The 15290-nt window shown below is 58.3% G+C and carries 15 protein-coding genes; 7 read left to right on the forward strand and 8 right to left on the reverse strand.

Going from position 1 to position 15290, the window contains the following annotated elements; all coding sequences use genetic code 11:
- Nucleotides 1-17: 17 nt before the first annotated feature.
- Nucleotides 18-1178, forward strand: a complete 1161-nt coding sequence (locus tag AC2D8V_RS15805; RefSeq protein WP_484734528.1) for an RsmB/NOP family class I SAM-dependent RNA methyltransferase — start codon at nt 18-20, stop codon at nt 1176-1178.
- 140 nt (nt 1179-1318) lie between these two features.
- Complete coding sequence (locus AC2D8V_RS15810) at nt 1319-3580, forward strand: ATP-binding protein (protein ID WP_484734577.1); 2262 nt, start codon at nt 1319-1321, stop codon at nt 3578-3580.
- On the opposite strand, the gene AC2D8V_RS15815 is transcribed toward AC2D8V_RS15810, so the two are convergent.
- A complete protein-coding gene (locus AC2D8V_RS15815) occupies nt 3572-4183 on the reverse strand; it encodes a gamma-glutamyl kinase (protein ID WP_484734529.1) in 612 nt (203 codons plus the stop codon). The genes AC2D8V_RS15810 and AC2D8V_RS15815 overlap by 9 nt on opposite strands.
- A gap of 193 nt (nt 4184-4376) precedes the next feature.
- On the opposite strand from AC2D8V_RS15815, the gene recA reads away from it, so the two are divergent.
- From recA to AC2D8V_RS15830, 3 genes are all read left to right on the forward strand, one after another.
- Complete coding sequence (gene recA / locus AC2D8V_RS15820) at nt 4377-5456, forward strand: recombinase RecA (RefSeq protein WP_484734530.1); 1080 nt, start codon at nt 4377-4379, stop codon at nt 5454-5456.
- A 155-nt stretch (nt 5457-5611) separates the two neighbouring features.
- A complete protein-coding gene (gene alaS, locus AC2D8V_RS15825; RefSeq protein ID WP_484734578.1) occupies nt 5612-8278 on the forward strand; it encodes an alanine--tRNA ligase in 2667 nt (888 codons plus the stop codon).
- 3 nt (nt 8279-8281) lie between these two features.
- Nucleotides 8282-8569, forward strand: coding sequence for a DUF1330 domain-containing protein (locus AC2D8V_RS15830; protein WP_484734531.1), 288 nt, complete (start codon nt 8282-8284; stop codon nt 8567-8569).
- A gap of 56 nt (nt 8570-8625) precedes the next feature.
- Here AC2D8V_RS15830 and typA read toward each other — a convergent pair whose 3' ends face one another.
- The 3 genes from typA to AC2D8V_RS15845 all read right to left on the reverse strand — a co-directional run bounded on the left by typA (nt 8626) and on the right by AC2D8V_RS15845 (nt 11361).
- A complete protein-coding gene (typA, locus tag AC2D8V_RS15835; RefSeq protein ID WP_484734579.1) occupies nt 8626-10443 on the reverse strand; it encodes a translational GTPase TypA in 1818 nt (605 codons plus the stop codon).
- Between the two features lie 107 nt (nt 10444-10550).
- Entirely contained in the window at nt 10551-10886 is a 336-nt protein-coding gene (locus tag AC2D8V_RS15840) for a DMT family transporter (protein WP_484734532.1), read from the reverse strand.
- A 16-nt stretch (nt 10887-10902) separates the two neighbouring features.
- A complete protein-coding gene (locus AC2D8V_RS15845) occupies nt 10903-11361 on the reverse strand; it encodes an Lrp/AsnC family transcriptional regulator (RefSeq protein ID WP_484734533.1) in 459 nt (152 codons plus the stop codon).
- Nucleotides 11362-11472: 111 nt separating this feature from the next.
- On the opposite strand from AC2D8V_RS15845, the gene AC2D8V_RS15850 reads away from it, so the two are divergent.
- Both AC2D8V_RS15850 and AC2D8V_RS15855 read left to right on the forward strand, forming a co-directional pair.
- On the forward strand, nt 11473-11682 hold the full coding sequence (locus AC2D8V_RS15850; protein ID WP_484734534.1) for a DUF6356 family protein: 210 nt from the start codon (nt 11473-11475) through the stop codon (nt 11680-11682).
- Between the two features lie 129 nt (nt 11683-11811).
- On the forward strand, nt 11812-12315 hold the full coding sequence (locus AC2D8V_RS15855) for a hypothetical protein (protein ID WP_484734535.1): 504 nt from the start codon (nt 11812-11814) through the stop codon (nt 12313-12315).
- On the opposite strand, the gene AC2D8V_RS15860 is transcribed toward AC2D8V_RS15855, so the two are convergent.
- The 4 genes from AC2D8V_RS15860 to AC2D8V_RS15875 form a co-directional block, all read right to left on the reverse strand.
- On the reverse strand, nt 12293-13507 hold the full coding sequence (locus AC2D8V_RS15860; protein ID WP_484734536.1) for an NADP-dependent isocitrate dehydrogenase: 1215 nt from the start codon (nt 13505-13507) through the stop codon (nt 12293-12295). The two genes, AC2D8V_RS15855 and AC2D8V_RS15860, sit on opposite strands and share 23 nt — an antisense overlap.
- Before the next feature lie 142 nt (nt 13508-13649).
- Nucleotides 13650-14228: an HD domain-containing protein gene (locus AC2D8V_RS15865; protein ID WP_484734537.1), complete on the reverse strand. Its 579-nt coding sequence runs from the start codon at nt 14226-14228 to the stop codon at nt 13650-13652.
- Complete coding sequence (locus AC2D8V_RS15870; protein ID WP_484734538.1) at nt 14225-14473, reverse strand: hypothetical protein; 249 nt, start codon at nt 14471-14473, stop codon at nt 14225-14227. The genes AC2D8V_RS15865 and AC2D8V_RS15870 overlap by 4 nt, the downstream gene beginning before the upstream one ends.
- 3 nt (nt 14474-14476) lie before the next feature.
- Nucleotides 14477-15130, reverse strand: coding sequence for an alpha/beta hydrolase (locus AC2D8V_RS15875; protein ID WP_484734539.1), 654 nt, complete (start codon nt 15128-15130; stop codon nt 14477-14479).
- Nucleotides 15131-15290 lie beyond the last annotated feature (160 nt).

The raw sequence follows: 15290 nt of genomic DNA on the forward strand, positions 1-15290 counted from the left end.
GCATTTGAGAGGGTCTCATGACACCGGGCGCACGCGTTGCCGCAGCTATTTCGGTTCTGGACGCCGTGTCAGATGGCGCGGCGGTGGAACAGGCGCTGACGCGGTGGGCGCGGGCCAGCCGCTATGCCGGCTCAAAAGACCGCGCTGCTGTGCGCGACCACGTGTTTGATGTCATCCGCATCCGGCGTACAGCGGCCTTTTTGGGTGGGGGCAGCACAGGGCGCGAAATGATGCTGGGCCTGCTCAGGCATCACGGAACCAACCCCGACGCTCTGTTCACAGGCGAAGGGCACGCGCCGCCAAAACTGACAGAGGCAGAGCGGAACAAACCACAGGCATCCCCCGCAAAGGCCGTGCTCTGGAACCTGCCCGACTGGTTGCTACCGGTTTTGGAAAACGCGCTCGGACCCGACGCAGAACGAACAGCGCTGGCATTGCAAGCGCGCGCACCTGTCACGCTTCGGGTCAATCTCACCAAGGCGAGCCGCGCGATAGTATTACAAGAACTCACCGATCAGGACATTACAGCCACGGTTAACCCCCTCAGCCCAACGGCTCTGACCGTGACGTCGGGCGCAAGGCGTATCCGTCAGAGTGCCGCATATCTCAGCGGCCGCATAGAGCTTCAGGACGCTGCCTCTCAGGCGGTAGTTGATCTGATCCCGGAGGGAGCACGCTGCCTCGATATGTGCGCCGGAGGTGGCGGCAAATCGCTTGCCATCGCCGCTCAAAATGCACGCCGTGTCTATGCCTATGATGTGGATGCCAGACGTATGGCTGATCTGCCTGAAAGGGCAGGGCGAGCAGGGGCGCGGATCGAACAGCTCTCGGCCAAGGCCATGGCGCAGAAAGCGCCCTTCGACATCATTTTGTGCGACGCGCCATGCTCGGGCAGCGGTGCGTGGCGGCGCGCGCCCGAGGGCAAGTGGACGCTGACGCCCGAGCGCCTGTCGAAATTGGCAGCCACCCAAGACGCCATTCTGGATCAGGCCGCTGCTCTGCTGGCGCCGGGTGGCACTCTTGTCTATGCCACCTGTTCGGTGTTTGCGCAGGAAAATGAGGCGCGCGTTTCGGCATTCCTCGACAGGCACAGTGGCTGGCGCAACAGCCTGACACACCGTTTTGCCGTGACAGAACACGGAGATGGATTTTTTACCGCACACTTGACGCAGGAGTAATTCCCCGCATACTCCACTAAAGCGAGAATATGCTTTCTTGGTTAAGGTGAGTTTAACTCATTAAGCGCTTTGATGAGATCGTGATTCGAAACGGGGTTTTTTTAGTGTCGAACGAAGCGCTGGAGCCATCCAAACTTACAATGTTCGCCATGACTGCGAGGGGGCGTCTAGGCAGCTTGGTGCTCGTTTCGATCACGCTCAGCATTGTGGGGCTGGCCGCACCCGAAGAGCGTCTTGGCGCGATCTTTTTTGCCGCTGCTGCTGCACTGCTGGCATTCATCGCCTGCATGTATGTGCTGGTTTGGGCGCAAGAGCGGCACAAAAGACTGGCCGCTGCGCTAATGACGGACATCGTTGCCAAAGATGCAATCCCGTGTCTGATTGCAACAGCCGAGGGCGAGGTCGTGTCAGTTAATGCAGCCGGACGCCGCCATTTTACGGGCAGTGAGATCGAAACCGTTCCGGGTGCGCTGGATACCACAGTGGCCAACCCCGGCGGGATCGTTTACCGGCTGCAAAGCCGTGCGGATGTCGAAGGCGCCGCACATGAAGATATCATCACCCGCAAAGGCAACCTGCGCCTGTCCGTGCATCGCGTCTCCGGCGTGGGCTATGTTTGGCGGATTGATACGAACCGGTCAGACCCGCCCAACGCCGAAGGTCCGGCACTGCCGATGGCCCTGCTTGGTCGATCCGATGTGGTTCTGCACCTGAACGCACCCGCGCGCAAATTATTGGGGGAAAAGCGCAAGTCGCTTGATAGCATCGTCGAAGAAACACCCGTTGTGTCGGGAACGGTCTGCACAATTGCAAGCGCCGAGGGCCCTACACGCGCCTTGGTGTGCGAGGTGGACGCAGGCGCGGGGCGCCGCGCGCTTTACTTTTTACCACCCGGATCAGACCCGGCGGCGGCGAACAGCTGGAATGCCTTTCAGAATTTGCCCGTACCACTGCTCAAGGTCGCACCGGACGGCACCGTTCAGGCCTTCAACCGCATGGCGTTTTCGCTGATCGGTGAGACGCTGTCACCTGCTGTGCATCTCTCGGAGTTGATGGAAGGGCTCGGCCGGTCTATCGGAGACTGGCTGACCGATACCTTGGCCGGACGAAAAGGGCAGCCCAGCGAGTTTCTCCGCCTCAAACGCACAGACAAAGAGATATTCGTTCAGGTCAGCCTGAACAAAATCAGCGAGGCCGGAGAGCCGGCACTGATCGCCGTTTTAAATGATGCGACCGAACTGAAATCTCTCGAAGCGCAATTCGTGCAAAGCCAGAAAATGCAAGCCATTGGCCAATTGGCGGGCGGCGTTGCGCATGACTTTAACAATCTCTTGACCGCAATCTCCGGCCATTGCGATCTGTTGTTACTGCGCCATGATCAAGGTGACCCCGATTTCGGCGATCTCGTGCAGATTAACCAGAACGCCAATCGCGCTGCCGCGCTGGTAGGGCAGTTGCTCGCATTTTCCCGCAAGCAGACGTTGCGACCTGAAACGCTGGATATGCGTGACACCTTGGCGGATCTGACACATCTGCTCAACCGGCTGGTCGGCGAGAAAGTAACTCTGACGCTGAACCACGATCCGATCCTGCAACCGATCCGCGCCGACAAACGGCAGCTGGAACAGGTGCTGATGAACCTCGTGGTAAACGCCCGCGACGCGATGCCAGATGGTGGCGAAATCAGGATCCTGACGGAATGCACCCACCTGAAAGAGCCGTTGACACGCGACCGCGTGACCGTCCCGCCCGGAGATTATGTGACGGTGCAAGTCATTGATAGCGGTGTCGGAATTCCGCCAGACAAGTTGCAAAAGGTATTTGAGCCGTTTTTCACCACCAAGCGCACAGGCGAAGGCACGGGTCTTGGCCTGTCCACTGCCTACGGGATCGTCAAGCAGACAGGCGGGTACATATTTGTCGACAGCCAGCTCGGCAGCGGCACCAGCTTTACCCTGTATTTCCCCGTGCTGGAACATAAAGAAGTTGTTGCCGTGGTGGCAAAGGACGCGCCGGCCAAAACACTGGCGAAACACGGCGATGGCGTCATCCTGCTGGTCGAGGACGAAGCACCCGTGCGCGCTTTTGCCAGCCGCGCGTTGCGATTGCGCGGATACACCGTGCTCGAAGCAGACTCCGCCGAAGCTGCGCTCAAAACGCTCGAAGACAAATCGTTGACCGTAGACGTCTTTGTCACTGACGTCGTCATGCCCGGCATGGACGGTCCCAGTTGGGTGCGCAAGGCGCTGAAAGACCGCCCGGACGTTCGCGTTGTATTTGTCTCAGGCTACGCCGAAGACAGTTTCGGCGAAGAGCAGACGAAAATTCCAAATTCGGTGTTCCTGCCAAAGCCGTTCTCGCTGAATGACCTGACGGACACCGTGCACCAACAGTTACACTGACCCGCTGCTCTTTGGGATACTCTCGTACAAGGCAAAGCTGGACGCGCATTTGCGACGCAGTTTCGCCTCGACCGGTTCAGAAAGTGCAAGCGGTTTTTCCGGTGACACATTCCGTTGCCCTAATGCGGGCAGGGGGCCAAGACGGGCTGCGAGAAACGCCTGCAACGCGGCCTGATCCTCATAAGCGAACAAATGATCGACCCTGCATCCGTTAGGCTGCGGTTCAAGAAACTTGTCCTGACTGCCCACCTGAGCGTAAGCGGGCCGCTTTCCCTGACAATACGCCTCCACGAACTGGTCAAAACTGATCCCTGCTGTACTGTTTCTATGCCCCGCCAAAGCGGGCCGGCCGCGATAGCGATACCAACTGCCAAGCCAACTGATCGGCTCGCGCATAACCGCGGCGACCTCCATCTGTGCGCCACAGACTTTTTCATACATCGGGCGAATAAACCGGTTATAGCGGTACAGCGGCGCGTGTTTCAGGTCCGGCGGACCACTGATCACCATATCCGCCAACGGCGCCAAGGCTGCCTGATATGCCGTCGATCCGGTTTTTGGCATGGCCAGCAATACCAGACGCTGCTTGAAAAAAACCAGCATCACCCGGCCCCCCGATCATTTCTTTTCCGCTTAAACTACTCCTTAACCAGTTTCCGAAAAAGATAGATTATCAAAAATTTGATTGAAATGTTCTCGTTTTGCCCTCATAAGGAACGTAATGAGAACATAGGCACAGCGGAACAGCGCGACGATTGCTGCTGGCACCGAACTGTGACAGAAAGAGGAAACGGAAATGGCAACGGCAGATCTACTCAGCATGAACAGCAAAAAGTCAGCAGACAAGCAAAAGGCGCTCGATTCAGCGCTCGCCCAGATCGAACGCCAGTTCGGCAAGGGTTCCATCATGAAACTGGGCGCCGAAGGTGCGGTTCAGGATATCAATGCAAGCTCGACTGGTTCGCTCGGTCTGGACATCGCATTGGGTATCGGTGGCCTGCCAATGGGCCGGATCGTAGAGATTTACGGGCCAGAAAGCTCAGGTAAAACAACGCTTACGCTGCATTGTGTGGCAGAGCAGCAGAAAGCCGGCGGAGTTTGCGCTTTTGTAGATGCCGAACACGCGCTTGACCCGACATACGCCAAAAAGCTGGGCGTTGATCTGGATGAGTTGCTGATCAGCCAGCCGGATACCGGCGAGCAGGCGCTGGAAATCACTGACACGCTCGTCCGCTCCGGCGCGGTGAACATGGTCATTGTCGATTCGGTTGCCGCACTGACACCAAAATCAGAGCTCGAAGGCGACATGGGCGACAGTTCTGTCGGTGTACAGGCCCGCCTGATGAGCCAGGCCATGCGCAAACTCACCGGTTCCATCTCGCGTTCCAACTGCATGGTGATATTCATCAACCAGATCCGGATGAAAATCGGTGTGATGTTCGGATCGCCGGAAACCACGACCGGCGGCAATGCGCTCAAGTTCTACTCCTCGGTACGTCTGGACATCCGGCGCATCGGTTCGATAAAGGATCGCGACGAGGTCGTGGGCAACCATACCCGCGTCAAAGTCGTCAAGAACAAGGTCGCTGCTCCATTCAAGCAAGTGGAATTCGACATCATGTACGGCGAAGGCATCTCCAAAATGGGCGAGTTGCTTGATCTCGGCGTGGCAGCAGGCGTGGTCGACAAGTCGGGCTCGTGGTTCAGCTATGGTGACGAACGGATCGGTCAGGGGCGCGAAAACGCCAAGTCGTTCTTGCGGGAAAACACGCAAATGGCGCTGGAGATCGAAGACAAGATACGCGCAGCGCACGGTCTTGATTTCGACATGCCCGAACAGGAAAAGATCGAAGACGACGACATACTCGAAGCGTGAAGTCGCCCGGCTAAACGCTCAAAGCAGTATTTCCCAAAGGGGCTGGCACGATGCCAGCCCCTTTTTCGTGGCTTTCCAACGCTCAGCTTGTGGACAGCCGCCACCGGCAGGGGTATGCCAACACAAACGCAAATGACCCCGCGAAGGCTTCGAATATGCAGACGCTGAACGACATACGATCCACCTTTTTGTCCTACTTTGCCAAGCAGGGTCACGAGGTTGTCGCCTCCAGCCCGCTGGTACCGCGCAACGACCCGACGCTGATGTTCGCAAACTCCGGTATGGTCCAATTCAAAAACCTGTTCACCGGCGTAGAGACACGCGACTACAAGCGCGCGACGACGGCGCAGAAATGCGTACGCGCAGGTGGCAAGCACAACGATCTGGACAATGTCGGATACACCGCGCGCCACCACACATTTTTCGAAATGCTAGGCAACTTCAGCTTTGGCGACTACTTCAAGGACGACGCCATCTCTTTTGCGTGGAATCTGGTTACCGTCGATCTGGGCATCGACAAAAGCCGCCTTTACGTCACCATCTACCACACCGATGACCAAGCTGCGGAAATCTGGAAGAAAGTCGGCGTCCCAGAAGACCGCATCATCCGCATCGCAACGAATGACAACTTCTGGATGATGGGCCCGACGGGCCCCTGTGGCCCCTGTACCGAGATTTTCTACGACCACGGCGAGCACATTTGGGGTGGACCTCCCGGCAGCCCGGAAGAGGACGGCGACCGGTTCGTCGAGATCTGGAACCTCGTGTTCATGCAGTACGAGCAATTCGAGGATGGTACGCGCCGCGATCTGGCAGCACAGTCAATCGACACCGGCATGGGCATAGAACGGGTCGCGGCATTGTTGCAGGGCACCAATGACAACTATGCGACCGACCTGATGCGCAGCCTGATCGAAGCCTCGGCAGACGCAACAAGCACAGATCCTGATGGCCCCGGCAAAACCCATCACAGGGTCATCGCCGACCATTTGCGCTCCACATCCTTTTTGATGGCCGACGGCGTGCTCCCGTCGAACGACGGCCGGGGATATGTCTTGCGCCGGATCATGCGCCGCGCAATGCGCCACGCGCATCTGTTGGGCACCAAAGACCCGCTGATGCACCGTTTGGTGCCAGCGCTCGTTCGCCAGATGGGTGCGGCTTATCCGGAGCTTGGTCAGGCGCAAGCGATGATCGAGCAGACCCTTTTGCAAGAGGAAACCCGCTTCAAGCAAACGCTGGATCGCGGACTGAAACTGCTTGATGACGAATTGGCCGGACTGCCAGAGGGTGAGAACCTGCCCGGCGCGGCAGCTTTCAAGCTGTACGACACCTATGGCTTTCCCCTCGACCTCACGCAAGACGCGCTGCGCGAGAAAGGGCGCGAGGTCGACACCGACGGGTTTGATGCTGCCATGGCCGAGCAAAAAGCCAAGGCCCGCGCTGCGTGGTCCGGCTCGGGCGAGGCGGCAGACGCGACCATTTGGTTCGATGTGGCGGACGCCAAGGGAACCACGGATTTTCTCGGATACGATACCGAGACAGCAGAAGGCCAGATCGTGGCGTTGATCCAAGGCGGAGCAGAGATACAATCCGCCACTGCCGGACAGGAAGTCCAGATCGCCCTGAACCAGACGCCGTTTTATGCGGAAAGCGGCGGACAGGTCGGTGACACCGGCACGATCGAGGGGCCAGAAGGCACCGCCGAAATTACCGATTGCCGCAAGACCGCAGGTGTTTTTGTTCATATTGCAAAGGTCACCTCCGGCACGCTGACCGCTGGTGATGCTGTGGTGCTCAACGTGGATCACGACCGGCGCACAGCCATTCGCGCCAACCACTCTGCCACACACCTGCTGCATGAAGCACTGCGCGAGGCGCTTGGCGATCATGTGGCTCAGCGCGGGTCGCTCAATGCCAGTGACAGGTTGCGGTTTGACTTCAGCCATACGCAGGCGCTCAGCCTCGATGAACTCGCCCGCGTCGAGCGCGATGTGAACGATTACATCCGGCAAAACAGCACGGTCGAAACCCGTATCATGACCCCAGACGACGCACGCGCCATGGGGGCACAGGCGTTGTTTGGTGAAAAATATGGTGAAGAAGTCCGCGTTGTGTCCATGGGGACCAAGGCAGGCTCCGGCAAAGGGCAGTCTGGCGATACGTATTCGCTCGAACTCTGCGGTGGTACTCATGTGCGCCAGACCGGCGACATCGGGGCTTTCGTCACGCTTGGCGACAGCGCCTCCAGCGCCGGCGTCCGCCGGATCGAGGCGCTGACAGGTGCCGCGGCCATGGAATATCTGCGCAATCAGGATCACCGCCTCGCCGAAGTGGCGCTGGAACTCAAGGCGCAACCGGCGGATGTTCCGTCGCGGGTACGCAGCCTGATCGACGAGCGCCGCGCGCTGTCCAACGAGGTCGCACAACTGCGTCGTGAACTTGCCATGGCAGGCGGCGGCGGCGGGGGTGCCACGTCCGAAACATCGCCGCGTGATGTCAACGGCGTCGCGTTTCTGGCCCAGTCGCTGACCGGTGTCACGGGCAAAGACCTGCCCGCCCTGGTTGACCAGTTCAAAGAGAAAATCGGCTCCGGCACCGTGCTGCTGATCGCCGATGTAGACGGCAAGGCGGCCGTTGCAGCCGGCGTGACCGCCGATCTGACGGAAAAGGTCTCGGCCGTGGACATGGTGCGCACTGCCGTGGCCGAACTTGGCGGCAAAGGTGGGGGCGGGCGCCCGGACATGGCGCAAGGCGGCGCCAAAGACCCCTCCAAGGCGGACGCCGCGATCGCTGCTGTTGAAACACTGTTGAAAGGATAAGCCATGGGCGCACTCTGGATTGCACATGTCACCGTCACGGATGACGAAGCCTACGCAAAATACGCCGAATTGGCCACCGAAGCGATTGCAGCACACGGCGGTCATTTCATCGCCCGCGGTGCGCGCTTTGTCCAACTCGAAGGCCAAGCCCGCCCGCGCAATGTCGTCGCGCGGTTTCCTGATCTGGAATCAGCCGAAAGCTGCTACCGGTCTGATGCCTACCAACAGGCCCTGAACCACGCGCGGGATGCGTCCGAGCGTGAGTTGATGATCATCGAAACTTCAGAATAACCGGCTTTTTGGGCCTCGAAACATGATAGGTCCGGGGGCGCGCCCCCGGTGTGACGTCAGCTGGCCCGTGCCATTCGCTTGCGTTCATGTGGATCGAGATAGCGCTTGCGCAACCGGATCGCATTCGGCGTCACTTCAACGAGTTCATCGTCGTCGATATAGGCAATCGCCTCTTCAAGGCTCAGCGTCATGGGCGTTGTCAGACGCACCGCTTCATCTGTTCCCGACGCGCGTACGTTCGTCAGCTTTTTGCCCTTCAGCGGATTGACCTCCAGATCGTTTTCCCGGCTGTGCTCACCGATAATCATGCCGGTGTACACATCAGCCTGCGCGCCGATCATCATCTTTCCACGCTCTTCAAGGTTCCACAGCGCATAGGCCACCGACGTTCCGTTCTCCATCGAGATCAGTACACCCGCGCGGCGTCCTGGTATTGCGCCCTTATGGGGCGCCCAGCCGTGGAAAACGCGGTTCAGCACGCCGGTGCCCCGCGTGTCGGTAAGAAACTCGCCATGATAGCCGATCAGGCCACGCGACGGCACATGGGCCACAATCCGTGTCTTGCCCGCTCCGGCAGGCTTCATCTCGACAAGTTCGCCACGCCGCGCCCCGGTGATCTTTTCGATAACGGCGCCGGAATACTCGTCATCCACATCAATCGTGGCTTCTTCGATCGGTTCGTGCCGCACGCCATCTATGTCACGAAACAGCACCTGCGGGCGCGAAATCGACAACTCAAACCCTTCCCGACGCATGTTTTCGATCAGCACGCCCATCTGCAATTCGCCACGGCCAGCCACTTCAAAGGCTTCCCCGCCCGGCGTGTCGCTGATCTTGATGGCGACGTTGCTTTCAGCTTCTTTCATAAGCCGCTCCCGGATCACCCGGCTTTGCACCTTCTTGCCGTCGCGCCCGGCCAGCGGGCTGTCATTGATCCCGAAAGTAACCGTAATGGTCGGCGGGTCGATTGGCTGCGCGGGCAGGGCCTCGGTAACCTGCGGGGCAACAATACTGTCTGCGACGGTGGCCTTCGACATCCCCGCAAGGCTGACGATGTCGCCTGCTTCGGCCAGATCAATCGGCTGTTGCGTCAGCCCGCGAAACGCCAACACTTTGGTGACGCGAAAATTCTCGACCAATGCACCATCACGGCTCAGCGCTTTGACGGTCTCGCCAGCCTTCAGCGTGCCCGATTCCACGCGGCCCGTCAGAATGCGCCCTATGAAAGGATCCGCGCCTAGCGTGGTTGCCAGCATGCGAAATGGTTCGTCGCGGCGGCTCAATTGCGCCGGGGCCGGAACGTGATCCACGATCAGATCGAACAACGCCGACAAATCTGCGCGTGGCCCGTCAAGCTCCATGTCCGCCCAACCCGAGCGCCCCGAGGCATACATCGCGGGAAAATCCAGCTGATCGTCATCAGCCCCAAGATTGGCAAACAGATCAAAGCATTCGTCAAGGGCACGGTCCGGCTCTGCATCCGGCTTGTCGACCTTGTTCAAAACCACGATGGGTCGCAGCCCCAGCGCCAGCGCCTTCGACGTCACGAATTTCGTCTGCGGCATCGGCCCTTCGGCGGCATCCACCAGCAGTACGACACCGTCCACCATCGACAGAATACGCTCGACCTCGCCGCCGAAATCAGCGTGGCCCGGGGTGTCGACGATGTTGATCCGCGTGCCTTTCCACTCGACAGATGTCGCCTTGGCCAGAATTGTGATGCCGCGCTCACGTTCCAGATCGTTGCTGTCCATGGCCCGTTCCGTGGTGGCCTGGTTCTCACGATACGTGCCTGATTGCTTCAAGAGTTCGTCGACCAACGTCGTCTTGCCGTGGTCAACGTGAGCGATAATAGCGATGTTGCGCAGGTCCATGCTGTAGCCTCGATAGGTATAGGGTTGCCCTGATGCAGGCGTTGCCGCGCGCATACCGTGCAACCGAACCAAAGGCCAGCGTTAATCGCCGCGATGCGGCACCATGGTTAGTGCTGGGTGCTGTTCGACAAAAGATTAATCACCAGAATGCCGGCAATGATCAGCCCAAGGCCGACCAGTGCCGCAAGGTCCAGTTTCTGGCCAAATACCACAAAGCCGATCACGGCGATAAATATGATGCCCAAGCCGGACCACAGCGCATAGACAATACCCACCGGCATGAATTTCAGCGTGTGGGACAAAAGAAAGAAAGAAAGACCATACGCCACAACAACCAGAACTGACGGCCAGAACCGCGTGAACTGAGCACTGGCCTGCAGCGCGGTCGTCCCGATCGTTTCAGCCAACACGGCAAAGAACAAATAAAGGTAGTGCGGTGGCATGGCATGACTTTCTGGCTCAGACCGGTAAGCGATGCGTCTCTTTTATATGTTCCATGACAAAGCTTGCAGAAACGTCAGACAGGGGCACGCGCCGGATCAGGTTTTGATAAAGAGTATCGTAATCCGCCATATCGGCCACCCGTGCCCGGATCAAGTAGTCGAGATCACCGGTCATCCGGTAAACACCAAGGACCTGAGGCATGGCGCGCGTCGCGTTGCGAAATTGCTCCAGCCAGTCGGCGGAATGCTCACTTGTCCGCACCATGATGAATACCATCAGACCCAGCCCCAGTTTGTCCGCATCCAAAAGCGTCGTCCGTCCGGTAATCACACCGGATGCCTCCAAGGCCTTGATTCTCCGCCAGCAGGCGTTTCGACTCAAACCTACTTCTTCGCCGATCCGGTCGAGGGGGGCGGCGGCGTCGCGCTGCAAAACATCCAGCAAGCGCCTGTCAAATTCGTCCATTTTTTCCATAATTTAACATTACCCGAGATGTTATCCCATTTGCAACGGGTTTACTGCAATCATTGAGATAACTTCCCACAGCAGACGGTCTATCTTTTGTTCAAGCAAAAGGAGAGTGTCATGCTACATCGCGTTTTTCTCGAACATCCCGCCACCGTCGATGAGACGTTTTTTCAACACATGCGTTTTGCGCTCGGATTTGCCGGGACCCTCGCGGTCGCCGCAGGCGCGGCTTTGATCCATGCATTCTTCCCCTGCCTGTTTGAAAAAACAGCCAGCCGCATGATCGACCGCCTGCATCACCGGATGCACAACCGGCACGCAGGATAACCTTTAGGCACAGTCTGAAATTTTCAGAAAATTCGACACAAGCGGTACATTTTTTAACACTTTGTCAATCGAGTGGGCGCAATCCTCCTTTCCGGGACGTGGGAGTAACCGGTTAGGAGATGTGCCGCCATGCGCCCCATTTTTGTCTTGTGCTTTTTGTTGGTTCCCTCATTTGCCCCCGCCGCCTCGCTTGTCCCTTCGGACCCAGAACCGCGAATGCTCGGCGCGACTGTCTTTGATTACGACCGCATCGCGCAACCGTCGCCCGCCAAAAGCCTGCGCATGACGCCACACACGCCCTTTGTGACAAAGGGTGATCTGGGCGAGATGATCCACAAAATCGCCGGAAAAGGACGCACGAAGCCCAAGAAAGCAAAAAAGGGGAAACCGGACCTGACCGCGCTGCTGCCTTTTGACCGAACACCTGCGCGACGTCCGGTACTGCCCCCGACAGCCTCGGAAAACTCACCCGTACATCAGGTGCCGGTATCCCCCGTAGCAGCCCCGTTTCTTGCAGCATTGTTCAGTTTGTTTGCCTTGCCGCTGCACAAATGGGAACGACCAACGGCAAGCTATCGCCGCCGGCTGCTCGCCAATGGCTTTTCGCGGATCAGCCGGAAAGCGCCTTGTTGAGGTTTTCGTCCAGTTTTTCCAGAAAGCCCATCGTCGTCAGCCAGCCCTGATCGGGGCCCACCAAAAGGGCAAGATCCTTGGTCATGAAACCGGATTCGACCGTTTCGACCACGACACGTTCCAGTGTCTCGGCGAAATTCATCAAAGCGGCGTTCTCGTCCAGCTTGGCGCGGTGTTTCAGGCCACCCGTCCAGGCATAGATTGAGGCAATCGAATTGGTCGAGGTGCTTTCACCCTTTTGGTGCTGGCGGTAGTGGCGTGTCACCGTGCCGTGCGCGGCTTCGGATTCGACGATCTTGCCGTCCGGCGTCATCAATACCGAGGCCATCAGGCCCAAAGACCCGAACCCCTGGGCCACCGTATCCGACTGCACATCGCCGTCGTAGTTCTTGCACGCCCAGACATAGCCACCGGACCATTTCATGGCCGATGCAACCATGTCGTCGATCAGCCGGTGCTCGTACCAGATACCGGCCTCCTTGAACTTGTCCGCGAATTCCTCTTCATACACCTTCTGAAACAATTCCAGAAAGCGGCCGTCGTATTGCTTCAGTATCGTGTTCTTGGTCGACAGGTAGACCGGCCATTTGAGGCTCAGACCGTAATTGAACGACGCGCGCGCAAAATCGAGAATTGACTTGTCGAGGTTATACATCGCCATCACGACGCCGCTGTCGGGCGCATCAAAAACCTCGCGCTCGATCTCTTCGCCATCCTCGCCCACGAATTTCAGCGTCAACTTGCCTTTGCCGGGAAACTTGAAGTCCGTCGCACGGTATTGATCGCCGTAGGCGTGGCGCCCGACAACGATGGGTTTTGTCCAGCCCGGCACAAGCCGCGGGACATTGCGGCAGATAATCGGCTGGCGGAAAATCACGCCGCCAAGAATATTGCGGATCGTACCATTCGGAGAGCGCCACATCTTTTTCAGGCCGAATTCCTCGACCCGCGCCTCGTCTGGCGTAATTGTGGCGCATTTCACCCCGACACCGTGCTCTTTGATGGCCATCGCTGCATCCACGGTGATCTGGTCATCCGTCGCATCGCGCGATTCCATGCCGAGATCGTAATACTTCAGATCAATGTCGAGGTAGGGCAGTATCAGCTTTTTCTTGATAAAATCCCACATGATGCGGGTCATCTCGTCACCGTCCAGTTCAACAACCGGGTTTTCGACTTTTATCTTGGTCATGGCGCGCTCCTGATCCAGCTTGGGCGAGTCGTTTGGCTTGGATGTAGCTTAGCTGGTGCACCATGGAAAGAAAATTGTATACAATCGCATACTGATTATGCGCCACGCGCAACGCCTGCGCAGATTTCGGGCAGACCAGACGTCAGGAGCGGGCGAAAAACGCGTTCAGCTTGGGCTGCAACCATGCCCAGACACCGGGCGCACCGCGCCGAACCGGCACGCCGACACGCTGGTCCAGTTGTTCGAAGGTGACGTTGTAACTCCGCCATGACCCGCCGCCATTGGCGAGATTTGCAATCGGTGTCTGCATTCTGTCCACAGACTTTGCAAATACAGCATCCGGCGTCTCTGCGGCTTCGAACTCGTCCCACAACGCGCGAAAACTGTCGCGCTGATCGTCGGGCAGCATGCCGAACAACCGGTCCGCCGCGCGCTGCTCCAGCGCATCCTGCGCTGCGTGATCAACTTTTCCGTGGATCGGCGTGTCGCCCGCATCTATTTCGACGATGTCATGCAGCAGCAACATTTTCAGCACGCGGTCGATCTGAACTTCGGGTCCGGCCTGATCTGCCAGAACAAGCGCGAAAAGCATCACATGCCAGCTGTGCTCGGCCGAGTTTTCAAACCGCGAGTCGTCGTGCAGGCGCGACGCACGGTTCACAGATTTCAGCGCGTCCGCCGCACTCAGAAAACGGATCTGAGCATCAAGACGTTCGCTCATTGCGCGCTGTCATCAGGCGGCGGCAGGGTTTGCGCCATCTCTTCTTTGATTTGCCTGATCATATCCCAAGCCCGTTGCTCGGCACGGCGCACGCGGACAGCCGTGAGGTAAGCTTCTTCCATCGTTTGCGATGACCCGCCGATGGTATCTGCAACGCGTTGCACAAAGGCGTCGTCACCTGTGGCGTTGATGATCTTGAGGCTTTCCTGCGCCAAGGCGTCGGCGGCATCCTCCAGAATTCTCATGGCTTACCTCGATGTTTCGGTCAGGCGGCGTTTGACGTAATCCGTTGTCGTGTCGATCAGTGTATTGATATGCGGCTCTTCAAAGAAGTGACCCGCACCTTCAACCTGCTCGTGGGTGATGGTGATGCCCTTTTGCTCGTGCAGCTTGGAGACCAGCGCCTCGGTATCGGCAGGCGGTGCCACGCGATCGGCCGTACCGTTGATAATCAGACCGGAGGCCGGGCAGGGCGCCAGAAACGAAAAATCGTACATGTTCGCCGGGGGCGCAACCGAAATGAAACCGGTGATTTCCGGCCGCCGCATCAACAACTGCATCCCGATCCACGCCCCAAAAGAGAACCCGGCAACCCAGCAATGCTTGGAGTTGTTGTTCATCGATTGCAGGTAATCCAGTGCCGAGGCCGCGTCGGACAGTTCGCCGATACCCTGATCGTATTCGCCCTGACTGCGCCCCACGCCGCGGAAATTGAACCGCAAAACAGTAAAGCCCATGTTGTAAAAGGCGTAGTGCATACGGTGCACAATGACGTGGTTCATCGTGCCGCCGAATTGCGGGTGCGGATGCAGGATGATGGCGATCGGGGCGTCGCGCTCTTTTTGAGGATGGTAGCGACCTTCGAGCCGACCTTCAGGGCCGGGGAAAATGACCTCAGGCATGAGTGTCCCTATGCTGGTGTCCTCGGCCCGCGACTATTCTTGACGAGATCAGTCAGGTACCTTAGAACGGTTCTAATATGTGCAGGGCGCTATCGCGGCGGTGCGCTTTGCGTTTAGGCATTTATCTGTCCGGCGTCAATCGATTGGCATTGTTCAGAGA

It is taken from the genome of Roseobacter sp. YIN89 (genome assembly GCF_057219365.1).

What these genes read in the sequence shown, in the direction of transcription:
- AC2D8V_RS15805 (WP_484734528.1), top strand. Translation starts at nt 18, where the DNA reads ATGACACCGGGCGCACGCGTTGCCGCAGCTATTTCGGTTCTGGACGCC.
- AC2D8V_RS15810 (WP_484734577.1), top strand. Translation starts at nt 1,319, where the DNA reads ATGTTCGCCATGACTGCGAGGGGGCGTCTAGGCAGCTTGGTGCTCGTT.
- AC2D8V_RS15815 (WP_484734529.1), bottom strand. Translation starts at nt 4,183, where the DNA reads ATGCTGGTTTTTTTCAAGCAGCGTCTGGTATTGCTGGCCATGCCAAAA.
- recA (WP_484734530.1), top strand. Translation starts at nt 4,377, where the DNA reads ATGGCAACGGCAGATCTACTCAGCATGAACAGCAAAAAGTCAGCAGAC.
- alaS (WP_484734578.1), top strand. Translation starts at nt 5,612, where the DNA reads ATGCAGACGCTGAACGACATACGATCCACCTTTTTGTCCTACTTTGCC.
- AC2D8V_RS15830 (WP_484734531.1), top strand. Translation starts at nt 8,282, where the DNA reads ATGGGCGCACTCTGGATTGCACATGTCACCGTCACGGATGACGAAGCC.
- typA (WP_484734579.1), bottom strand. Translation starts at nt 10,443, where the DNA reads ATGGACCTGCGCAACATCGCTATTATCGCTCACGTTGACCACGGCAAG.
- AC2D8V_RS15840 (WP_484734532.1), bottom strand. Translation starts at nt 10,886, where the DNA reads ATGCCACCGCACTACCTTTATTTGTTCTTTGCCGTGTTGGCTGAAACG.
- AC2D8V_RS15845 (WP_484734533.1), bottom strand. Translation starts at nt 11,361, where the DNA reads ATGGAAAAAATGGACGAATTTGACAGGCGCTTGCTGGATGTTTTGCAG.
- AC2D8V_RS15850 (WP_484734534.1), top strand. Translation starts at nt 11,473, where the DNA reads ATGCTACATCGCGTTTTTCTCGAACATCCCGCCACCGTCGATGAGACG.
- AC2D8V_RS15855 (WP_484734535.1), top strand. Translation starts at nt 11,812, where the DNA reads ATGCGCCCCATTTTTGTCTTGTGCTTTTTGTTGGTTCCCTCATTTGCC.
- AC2D8V_RS15860 (WP_484734536.1), bottom strand. Translation starts at nt 13,507, where the DNA reads ATGACCAAGATAAAAGTCGAAAACCCGGTTGTTGAACTGGACGGTGAC.
- AC2D8V_RS15865 (WP_484734537.1), bottom strand. Translation starts at nt 14,228, where the DNA reads ATGAGCGAACGTCTTGATGCTCAGATCCGTTTTCTGAGTGCGGCGGAC.
- AC2D8V_RS15870 (WP_484734538.1), bottom strand. Translation starts at nt 14,473, where the DNA reads ATGAGAATTCTGGAGGATGCCGCCGACGCCTTGGCGCAGGAAAGCCTC.
- AC2D8V_RS15875 (WP_484734539.1), bottom strand. Translation starts at nt 15,130, where the DNA reads ATGCCTGAGGTCATTTTCCCCGGCCCTGAAGGTCGGCTCGAAGGTCGC.